This is a genomic window from Vibrio aestuarianus (assembly GCF_012395185.1).
In the GTDB taxonomy this organism is placed as follows: Bacteria; Pseudomonadota; Gammaproteobacteria; order Enterobacterales; family Vibrionaceae; genus Vibrio; species Vibrio aestuarianus.
This window is the reverse complement of sequence record NZ_JAAZTU010000013.1, coordinates 99301-110246: the sequence shown is the minus strand read 5'-3', so window position 1 is coordinate 110246 and position 10946 is coordinate 99301. Positions and strand designations below refer to the sequence as shown.

General features: G+C 40.0%; 9 protein-coding genes and 1 pseudogene. 5 read left to right on the top strand and 5 right to left on the bottom strand.

What is annotated here, in order from left to right; all coding sequences use genetic code 11:
* On the top strand, window positions 1–340 hold a 340-nt coding region (locus tag HGG78_RS18860), incomplete at its 5' end, for a hypothetical protein (protein WP_216835508.1).
* 241 nt (window positions 341–581) lie between these two features.
* Here the strand turns inward: HGG78_RS18860 and HGG78_RS08440 are convergent.
* Entirely contained in the window at window positions 582–3020 is a 2439-nt protein-coding gene (locus HGG78_RS08440; RefSeq protein ID WP_172532619.1) for a hypothetical protein, read from the bottom strand.
* 439 nt (window positions 3021–3459) lie between these two features.
* Between HGG78_RS08440 and HGG78_RS08435 the strand changes: the two are divergent.
* A pseudogene (locus tag HGG78_RS08435) lies at window positions 3460–3584 on the top strand (transposase); the annotation flags it as partial.
* Between the two features lie 528 nt (window positions 3585–4112).
* A complete protein-coding gene (locus tag HGG78_RS08430; RefSeq protein ID WP_172532618.1) occupies window positions 4113–5903 on the top strand; it encodes a lytic polysaccharide monooxygenase in 1791 nt (596 codons plus the stop codon).
* Between the two features lie 97 nt (window positions 5904–6000).
* On the opposite strand, the gene HGG78_RS08425 is transcribed toward HGG78_RS08430, so the two are convergent.
* The 3 genes from HGG78_RS08425 to HGG78_RS08415 all read right to left on the bottom strand — a co-directional run bounded on the left by HGG78_RS08425 (window position 6001) and on the right by HGG78_RS08415 (window position 8024).
* The gene (locus HGG78_RS08425; protein ID WP_172532617.1) at window positions 6001–7209 is read right to left on the bottom strand and encodes an MFS transporter; all 1209 of its coding nucleotides are present in this window, start codon (window positions 7207–7209) and stop codon (window positions 6001–6003) included.
* A gap of 53 nt (window positions 7210–7262) precedes the next feature.
* Window positions 7263–7463 carry a hypothetical protein gene (locus tag HGG78_RS08420; RefSeq protein ID WP_172532616.1) on the bottom strand — a complete coding sequence of 67 codons (201 nt, stop codon included), beginning with the start codon at window positions 7461–7463 and terminating at the stop codon, window positions 7263–7265.
* 165 nt (window positions 7464–7628) lie between these two features.
* Window positions 7629–8024 carry a rhodanese-like domain-containing protein gene (locus HGG78_RS08415; RefSeq protein WP_172532615.1) on the bottom strand — a complete coding sequence of 132 codons (396 nt, stop codon included), beginning with the start codon at window positions 8022–8024 and terminating at the stop codon, window positions 7629–7631.
* A gap of 280 nt (window positions 8025–8304) precedes the next feature.
* Here HGG78_RS08415 and HGG78_RS08410 point away from each other — a divergent pair, with 280 nt between their 5' ends.
* Entirely contained in the window at window positions 8305–9240 is a 936-nt protein-coding gene (locus HGG78_RS08410; protein ID WP_172532614.1) for a helix-turn-helix domain-containing protein, read from the top strand.
* A gap of 35 nt (window positions 9241–9275) precedes the next feature.
* Here HGG78_RS08410 and HGG78_RS08405 read toward each other — a convergent pair whose 3' ends face one another.
* Window positions 9276–9914 (bottom strand): NAD(P)-dependent oxidoreductase, encoded by a 639-nt coding sequence (locus HGG78_RS08405; protein WP_172532613.1) that lies wholly within the window; start codon window positions 9912–9914, stop codon window positions 9276–9278.
* A 125-nt stretch (window positions 9915–10039) separates the two neighbouring features.
* Here HGG78_RS08405 and HGG78_RS08400 point away from each other — a divergent pair, with 125 nt between their 5' ends.
* Window positions 10040–10942, top strand: a complete 903-nt coding sequence (locus HGG78_RS08400) for a LysR family transcriptional regulator (RefSeq protein WP_172532612.1) — start codon at window positions 10040–10042, stop codon at window positions 10940–10942.
* Window positions 10943–10946: the final 4 nt, after the last annotated feature.

The window sequence follows — 10946 nt, the reverse complement described above, 5'->3', positions numbered from 1 at the left end:
TATCAAAACAGATAATGATGGAAACATTATTCAAAATATTATTTTAAAAGATGAAAGTATGAATTCACATAGTGCTTTTACTTTATCATTCAAAATAATTTATTGCTTCTTAAATAGATGCTACTTTTGGTTAAGAGAAGGTCGTAGTGCACTTAAGTCAAAAATAGAAAAATCCGTTTCTCATAGCGAATACATTTCATTATTAAGATATTATAATGATAGCACTGCATTCAACTTTGAAATCGGTTACGTTGATATATTATTTTCTGATGAGGAAAAGCTATATTATAAAGTTTACTATCATAATATGACAACGTATCAATTATATAGCAAGTTATAATTAATAAAAGCATACGAAATAGATTCGGGCTTTTTTTAGGCCGAATTACGCAACAAAACCTAAAATTTACCTGTTTCTATGTTATTTAAAAGGGCGTTGTTTCACAAATAATTAAACTAATCAACAACGCCCTTGATACATGCCGAAAATCGAACAATTATGCTTTCAAAAGATATAGATACTACCTTATTTAGCGGTACCTGATGGATATTAGAAAGTCAATGAATCGATTATAAGAAGGTTACCTAACATCTCCAATTTTTATCAGTGATAATCTTAGAGTTGCGCCACCATCACCATCTTCTTCTGTGCTAGAAAAAACCTCTTCTCTTCCATTGGGACTCAAACTCCAGGTGTAATCCATGTTTCCAATCATATCGTCACTGCCGCTGTCCTCTTCCATTATTTTGTTTTTGGTTTCTATCGTAATATCATCTGAGTACGATAAGAATTGCACTTTAAATGGAACTCTAAAGGTAGTATTCTCATTTACCGCCATCTTCCCCTGTGCAACACTCCATATAGGATAGCGAGTATCATTTATTAATACATAAATGTCACCATACGGTTCAATTTGATCACCCGCTCCATCTATTGTATTGAATGTTAGCTCACCTCGTAATTCATATTCTGCCTGACCAGCTATAGGTTCCTCTAATGCGCCGGTACGATGAATAGTTACGTAGCTGTTGGACTGTGGAAATTCACAGCGAGTAATTTCTGCGCTGTCTGATGCAGAGAAATCTAGGGTTTCGAAGCCAAAAATCTTTCCTTTAGCAAGGCAGTCATCTACCTCGAACATATCGATCTCACTATCACTGTAGTCCGCATCTGTTAACGTAGCAAAAACCATTAATTTATTCTTGTTAACATTAAAGCTTCCAGTTTTAAAGCCGTTAGCGTTTTCTCCGTCCATGTGAAACTCCGATGTTCTAGTTTCTAGACGGCTTCTATCGTAAAGAGGGATAGCGGGTCCCACAAGATAAGGGACAGTAATATTATCGAAAACCTCCACCAAATCATCGGGAAGTAGGTTTGCTATATTACCTATAAGCCTAGTGGCAGTAATCATTTGGGAGTCCGGCATAACATATAATTGACCAAACAACTCTGCTCCGGGAGATATCATGTCTTTATTTGATGGATCTGCGAAAAAACCATCGTTAAAGAAATCCCAATATCCACTATGAGTTACATACTTTTTATTTTCTGCTTCTAGATATTTGTCTTCTAATTTGTGTACGCTCGCACCTAGCATGAATACACCTGAGGCGTCGTTAAGGTAGGAATAGATAAGAGCCGCCGCCACTACTGGATCCATATCTTCCCAGTCTTCTCCTAAGGCCGAAAGTATCGAATCAATAACTTCTTCCATATCTCTATCACCATCACTGGTGCTTAGTTTATGGTAGCCTGACCTCGCTACAAGAGCCGCTAATACTCCGGGAATGTTGCCGTTATTATCGATTGTAGGGTCTACCAAGTACTTTAAGTCGTTATTATCTTGAATAGGAAGCATTGATAATAATGCAGAAATGGTTTCATCATCAATTTCAGGGTCTACCAAGTACTTTAAGTCGTTATAATCTTGAATAGGAAACATTGATAATAATGCAGAAATGGTTTCATCATCCATCTCAGAGTCTACCAAGTACTTTAAGTCGTTATTTTTTAACGGATGCTCATCATTGTCTATCGCATACTCTTCTACCCCATTACAGATGCTTGGCCTAGATAGGTCATCCAAAATGCCATCCACTTCATCATTAAGGTTGCACTCAATCTTCAATCTCGATGGTGGATTATCTCCCTCTGGAAGGGTAAATTGGACCGAGACTAATTGAGGTGACATAAAAGCTTGAGATTGTGGCCTATTGGAAGAGTCGTATACCGTTATAACTTTGTTTTCTTCCAAAGCATTCTCAGGGAGACGAATTTTAATTGTCCCCGATATTTCAGAATTCTGGAGGTACCCGTGCCCCTGCTGGTATAACTTCTCAGGATGCTCTAATAAATCTACATATGCTTCCGGAGGGGTTCCTACTCGCAACCCATCAAAGTTGGCAAATAGTAAAGCGGCATTAAATTGATACGTGGTTGCTTCCTCGGATACTGCTGGAGATACTTCAGGTTTCCAAAACACATAAACCCACTCATCATCGTCTATCTCGTCTTCAAACTTACATTTAGCTCTATTGTGGGCGTATAAAATGTATTTACCCTCAGTATTACTATCACAAACACTTTCTTGCTGTTGAATTGAGTAAGTATTCATCGTACCTTGACCATTAAATCTTATTCTTACGCTCCCGAAAGCGCTCGACTCATCATGATCTATTAAAGTGTAGTTTAGGGTAATCATCCCTTCGGCATTTATATCCTTAAATCTATGCTGCTCTCCCATTATCATCGTTCCCTCTGCGGTATTAGCCGGGATAGTCAAAACTTCTTCCTGCCAGAATCTAGTATCTACCATGTCAACAGTAACCCTAACATACCTCTCATAATCTACTGGTGCGGGAGCATATACAGCACCTGTAACAGCTGCATCTCCTGAGGGAAGTTTTTGCTGAGCAAAACTAGGGGTTGCACCAAGCATCCCCAAAAATAGCGAACAAAACAATACACTTATTTTACGCATATCCATTTTCCTATAAATTTGTTTAGAAAAAATTTTCATAACTCGACATTCCGCTAGGTCGAGCATATGAATTTTGATATTTAAACAAAATAAATAAACATATTAATTAATATTATTGATATATTTGACAATATAAATAAATATATTTAACAGTTAAGGATTCCAAGTGAAAAATCAAGTGCAATTAATTATTATTTAATGACCAAAGAAAAATTTGGTTATAGAGATTTAGTTTCTAATCAAGGGATAGCATTATCAAAAAATCCTATTCGACTATGCATGGAGCCTTACTACCGGAACAAAAATAAAGCATACATAGTCTTAGATTCGTACTGGAGAGTTTATTGCTAGGTGAAGAAGCTATATTAGCAATACCTAAGTATGGTTATAAAACATGAATGGACATTATTAATAAAGATAATATTTGAATAAGTATTATAGAAACATCATATTTTGTCTTTTCTTTATTTCCTAAATCATCAACTCTATTTTTAAGTTCGCTCAGCTACCGTTGTCACACTCTCATTATTCATGCATTAGCAAGCGAGCCAAAACGGTCAACGTCTCGTTCAAGAAACTAAGACTAAAGGAGTAACCAAGCATGAACGCAAGGATACTGTAATGACTAAGAGTAAATGGAGTTATCTTTTTTTGCTTTCAGATATCAGCAACTACCGCTCTTTGCAACAAAGTCGACCAACCTACAAAACTTATACTGATAATCCAAGATGTAATAATTATTCACAATTGGTCTCGTGATAATCCCAAATAGAAGTATTATTCATAATTAGCCTTGTGAAGACGATGTGAAAACGGTGTAAAAACAGAAAAGGAAATAGTGTAATGGCACCATTCAATAACAGGGCATCAACTCAATAAAAATCCAAGCAAGGAGCTAAATCTGAATATAGGTAAATCAAGCGATTAACATACAGTTCAATCTGAACTCACGAATACAGGTGATTAAATTATTTATTTAATCACCGTTTAAAATGATAACTATACCCAAACTAATTGAAGTTGCAGGTAGGTGGCAAGTTATTTCATCGCCATGAGCATAGAAAAACTATGTGATTAGGGTGAACGGATATAGTCAACATCGCTGTAGTTTCAAACAGGAAGTTAATAATAATGAATAAATATAAAAAAATCTTACCAGTGATTTTATTTTCAATAATAGGAATTCACTCATTACCGGCATATAGCCACGGTTACGTGAATAAACCCGCAGCACGACAAATAATGTGCAAATATCAAGGTGGGGGGAATTTTTGGAATGGGGGGCTAAATAATGCGGCCTGTAAACAAATACAAGGTAGTGCTTTTTTTACTACACCTCATGGTGTAAATCATAATGTGACTTCATATGATAATTTGAATAGTGTAAAAGCTAGTATCCCTAGAGGCACATTATGTTCTGCAAATAATGGAGCTTACACAGGCCTAGATACACCTCATCCAGATTGGATTAAAACCAAAGTCGAACCTGGTTCTACTTTACAATATGAGTTTATGGCAACGGTGCCTCATGATCCAAGTTTTTGGGAGTTTTATATTACAAAACCAAACTTTAATTCAGCAACAGATACTCTTGGTTGGGAGGACTTAGAATTAATTCATCAGGAAAGCTCACTTCGAGCGACGAACGGCATTTATAGAACACAATTTCAGCTACCCAGTAATCTAAGTGGTAATGCCATTCTTTATACACGTTGGCAACGTAAAGACATTGCTGGGGAAGGTTTTTACAATTGTAGTGATTTAGATTTTGGTGGAGATACTTCTAATAATCAGGACACATGGATACCGATAAATCAAAGTTTTGTAAGTATTGATGATCAAAGTTTAACTCTAGGTGATCGAGTTACGTTTCGAGTTTTTGATAACACAGGACATGAAATAATCACCGAGGAAGTGTTAATAAATTCAGCTAATATGATGGGATTAACATGGGCTAAAACCATTGCGGAAAATATCAACTCTCAGTCTGAGCACATTTCTGTGGGTATACTGAGTAATGGTACTGTTCAACTAAATATTCATGATGTTCTCTCAAATAAAGTTTACTCAAATGATACGTCTATCTCGAGAGCTGTAATGGAAGTTACTCCTCATGATACTTCGGGAGAGAATAGAGCTCCGATAGCTGATGCTGGAAGAAATAAAAGAAACATTATGTCACCAACGGAACAAAGCATTACGTTATCTGGACGGAAATCTTCAGATCCTGATAGGGACACATTAAGTTATAGCTGGCGACAAATTGCCGGTAACGCTGTAACACTCAAAAATAGAAATAAAAAAAATGCTCAAGTAGACATCCCTGCATTGAGTGAAGACCAGACATTTACATTTGAATTAATGGTAAGTGATGGCCAAATTACAGATACAGATACTGTTCAGATTAAAGCCCTAGCATCGAACTCTATCGTTGGTGAAAAACCTGAAGCGATTATTAATATAGTTGGAAAAACGATCAATAAAAGAACCAAATTTGATGGTAGTTCATCATCTGATAGCGATGGAAATATTATATCGTATAAGTGGTCATTAACTGGTCCTACTGGAGAAAATTTAACATCACAGATTAATAATCAAAATAGCCAAGCCACTTACTTTAAAGCAAAAGTTGCTGGTGAGTATAAAGTGTCATTAAAAGTAACAGATGACAGTGATAATGTATCATCAAAAGTTAAAACGTTTACTATTAAAGACAATAATGATGGCGGTGAGCTAGAAGGGCTACAACATTACCCCGATGGTTTAGAATCTTATACTTTTGGTACTAAAGTGATAGGCACTGATGGTTATAATTACCAATGTCAGCCATTTCCTCATGGCGGTTGGTGTAAACAGTCCCCACTTTACTACGCACCAGGGACAGGCCTTGCGTGGCAAGATGCATGGGTGAAAATTAATTAATCAGCCAACTAAGGCTTTGCTGCAGCGCTCAATATAGCAAGTCTTTTGATACAGCTAAACAGCTCGGTGGCTTTTAAGCATACCGAGCTGCTGTTATTTAGCTCGCAACGGCCAAGCGAGGCATGGGTTTGTCGTTAATTGGCAGATGTATCAAAGCGGCAAGCAATGCTAGCACCACCGTCGACCACCAAATAGGCTCATAAGAACCATAGTAATCATAAATACGACCACCAACCCATGCTCCTAGAAAGCTGCCCACTTGGTGGGTAAAGAATACTAAACCGTAAAGGGTAGAAAGGTAACGAGCACCGAAAATTTGACTTACCAAGCCTGAGGTTAATGGTACAGTCCCTAGCCAACAAAAACCAATCGCTGCGCCGAATATGGCTGCGGTTTGCTCAGTCACGGGTAATGTCACAAACCCGCCAATCACCACAGTTCGCATCAAATAAAGCGCAGTCATCACATAACGTTTATTAAAACGATCGCCCATGACTCCCCAAAAATAAGAACCAAAGATATTGAAGATACCCACATAGGCTAAGGCCATAGCCGCACTTGAGGCAGGTAACTGTTTGTCTGCCAAATAACTTGGTAAATGAGTAGCAATAAACATCACGTGGAAACCACATACAAAGAATCCAGCATGAATTAACCAATAACCTCGATGCGCAAATGCCTCTATTAAAGCTTGTTTCAATGTTTGTTGCTTGACCAAACTCTGTATTGAATTGGTTGGCGGATCTACTTTTTTCATAAATAGCGCAAAGGCAATCATAGCACTACATAACATCGCAAATATTTGCAAAGTGCCTTGCCATCCAGCATCAGCCAATAAAGTTTGCGCTCCGGGGATCATCACAAACATACCAAATGAGCCCGCGGCGGTGGTGAGTCCAAATGCTTTTGCCGCATGTTCTGCAGGAACCACTTTAGCTACTGCACCAAGCACAATGACATAGCTAGTCGCACTGAGCCCTAAACCGACCAAGCCCCCTAACGTCAGGTACAGTAAACTAGGTGTTGCCGCAATAGAGGTCAAATACAAACCTAGCGCATAACTAATAGCCCCAAGGATAATAATGCGCTTTGCCCCCCAACGGTCAGCAGCCATTCCAACAAAAGGCTGGAACACACCAAACAGTAAGTTTTGTAAGGCGATAGCAAAACTGAAGAACTCTCGTCCCATCGAAAAATGTTCCGAGATAGGCAGCATAAAAATGCCGAAAGATTGCCTAATACCAAGACAGATGATTAGGATGCCGATCCCTAACCAGACTAAAAGGGGAAATCTAAAAATACTCATAAGTTGTTCTCGTAAGTAGTGTTGAGCAAAACACGACCTATATAAAGGATTCGTTAGTGGTGTGTAGAGTGTGCACTATGGCTATGGTGAGCAACGTTATGATGTGAATGCTCACTTTGTTGGTGACAAACACTATTCATAGCTTGCTCAGCTAGCAGTTGTAATAACCTTGGTGAATGGTGAACCACGACCAATGACAACACCAACAACAGAGTCATCCTCATCAATTGAGCCCAAATAGATTGCGATGACATACGCCCGAACCTCGTTTTAAATAGTCCAAATCGATAACCTAACTCATAGGGTTAACGAAAAAATGAGCACGCATCTTAGAGACAAGTTCACCATCAAGCTAATGACGATTAGTGAATAATACTATGTGTTTTTTGCATAGTATTCCGAGCCAATACACCCCAAGCTCATTCACTCCTCAAACTAAAACCCTCATCCACCCAACCAGTGACACCACCAATCATTTTTTTCACCGGACGACTTAATTTTGCCAAACGAATCGCGGCCTTTTCAGTGGCATTACAATGAGGGCCAGCGCAATAAACAACAATTAAGCGATCAATTGGCAAACTAGCCAACGTCTTTTCATTTAATCGGCCATAAGGAATATTAAGCGCACCAGCAATGTGGCCTTGCTGGTAGAGAGCCTCACCTCTTACATCAAGTAATACAAAGTCTTGCAAACTATTACTTAAAGCATGATGGACGTCCCAACAGTCGGTTTCAAATTGCAAAAGCGCTTCAAAATGCTCAAGCGCCTTTTGACAAGAAGCAGCGGGAATACGAGATACAGCACTAGTCATAAATAATCCTTATTCAAATATCCTCAGCGATTTCATGCTGAAAGTAAGTATGTATCTCATTATTACCAACAAATGCATCGTCTAACATTGGCTAAAAAGACATCTATCGTTAAGATTAAGCCAACATCATGCTAACCGGTTTTCTACTCTCTGGAATCCGGCACAATGCTTTGGCAGCGATTTTGTGCATTACTGTTCTGTATGAAAAATTTGAATGCCACACGCTTTAAAGCTAATAACCGTGACCGCAGTCAATTACGAAAAAGAGACCGGATAAGATATGTTAAAAGTTGCGATTTTGTCTCATGCACACGCATCACTGTTTGAGTTAGCCTGTGCTGTTGAGCTGTTTGCGTTGCCCCGGCCAGAGTTTAAAAATTGGTATCAAACAGATGTTATTAACCTAGAAAACCAAACGTTTGAAAGTACGGGAGGCGTGTTAATCCAAACACAGTATGTGACTTCAATTCAAGATTACGACGTGCTTGTCGTGCCAAGCTGGCCAGTAAAACCGATGAGCATCCCTGTAATGATTGCGCAACAAGTTTTGCAATTCGTTCATTCAGGCAAACGGGTGATCACGTTCTGTTCAGGTGCTTTCCTACTGGCTGAATTGGGCATACTCGATGGAAAACAAGCCACAACCCATTGGGCATTCGCACAAGACTTCCAAGCACGTTTCCCTAAGGTTAACTATGCAGCAGATGTGCTGTATGTATTTGATGGGCATATCGGTTGCTCGGCAGGCAGCGCCGCAGGGTTAGATTTAGGACTGGCAGTAATTCGTCGCGATTTTGGCTACCAAGTAGCAAACCAAGTAGCTAAGCGACTGGTTGTGTCCGCCCACCGAAGCGGCGGACAATCTCAGTTTGTTGATTCACCGATGCTAGAAGTACCTAACCAATTCTCGCAGGCGCTAGATTGGGCCCAGAAAAACATCGACCAAGCTATCAACATTGAGACCATGGCGGCCAAAGCAAATATGTCGCGCCGTACATTTGACCGAAAATTTCGCGCTAGTTTTAACCTTTCACCTAAAGCATGGCTTATCCAGCAACGAATCGAACGAGCAAAAGGTTTACTCGAAACTGAATCGGTGAATATGGAAACACTCGCCCAACTTGCTGGTTTTGATAACGCCACAACTTTGCGTCATCATTTTCGACGCTTAATCGGCGTATCACCTAAACAATATCGACAACAATTTTCCGGTTAATGTTATTTAGGTGAAAAAAGCAGAAGCAATACGCCCTAGTAAGCGACACCTATACGCTGGCTAGGGTGAGCCGCACTTTCGAGCTCATCAATCATTGCTACGGCGTAATCGCTTACGGAAATTCGGCTATTGCCTTGCTCATCAGACAACAAAGCATCACTACCAATTCGATAAGCACCTTGCTTATCTCCAGGGAAAATTTCTGCTGCTGGGCTAATAAAAGTCCAGTTAACCGCACTATCGCTCGTGCGCAATACTTCTAACGCTTCACCCTGAGCTAATGCTTCCCCTTTGTAAGCCTCAGGGAAACCTTCGACAGTGACTAATTTGACACCTGGCGCTACCTCTAGTGAGCCCGCACCGCCGACCCATAACATACGCTCAATGCCGACCTGCGGTAACTCAGACATAAGTTTTTGCGCAGTTGTAACAACAATGTCGTGGTTTCCAGATGCGCGACCACCGATCGATGCGATTACAGCCTCGACATCAGATAAAGCTGACGCCACTTGAATCAAAGGTTGCTGTAAATCAAAAGTATGTGTTTCCACCCCCTCAGCCGTCACTTTGCTTGGGTCACGAGCCAATGCGACAACTTCATGCCCACGAGCTTTAGCTTCATTAACGATATGACTACCAATCCAACCTGACGCGCCTAATACTGCAATTTTCATAACTTGTTTCCTCATTCATTTACTGTTTTTCGACAACTATTGCAGTCTAATAGCTAACCTAAACAGGAAAAACAGATGAAAATGATGTAGATTGTATCAATATAGGTAACCAATAGAGATTCTCGATGGATAGACTCACCGCCATGCGCAGCTTCATTGAAGTGGCTAATACCGCCAGCTTTACTAAAGCTGCCGATAATTTGAACCTAAGCCGCTTGCAAGTATCGCGACACGTGCAAGAAGTGGAGGATTGGTTGAAGCAACGTTTGTTACATAGGACGACTCGAAAAGTTAGCCTTACGACCGCAGGTGAGGATGCTCTGACACGTTGTGAGCAAATACTTCACCAAACCGCAGAGTTAGAATTGAGGGCATTAGAACAATCTCAGCAACTTTCTGGAACCATTCGCATAGCCGCCCCAATTGGCCTTGCGCAAAATATGCTGTTAGATGTTGTACAAGCCTTTATTAGCCTTCACCCGCAGGTCATGATTGATATGGTGGCCTCTGATCGATTATCACAGCTGGTTGATGAACGAGTCGATATTGCCTTGCGCTTCACTCAACAACCGGATGAAACCTTAATTGCGCGTCGCTTAATAGGCGTAGATACGGTTGTCTGTGCTTCGAAAAATTATCTTGAACAACATGAAGTCATTACCCACCCAAGTGATTTATCTCAGCACAACTGCTTTGTGCACTTAAATAGTGATAAGTGGAATTTTGTGCGAGACAATCAGCATTATTCAGTGCAAGTCAGCGGCAATCTTCGGGCCAATGATATGGGTATATTAAGCCAAACGGCTATCAATCATCATGGCGTTGTGCGTTTACCCTGTGACCTTGCCAATCCACTCATTGCAAAAGGACTGCTTGAGGTTGTGCTACCAGAGTACCACTCTCCTAGCAATGCACTGTGGGCAGTGTACTTATCTCGTAGCTATCAAACTCCAGTAGTAAGACGGTTCATAGATTTTATCGCGGAAAGTTGGAAAGAGGATATGACTGCCGAGAAGGCTTATATGTAAAAGA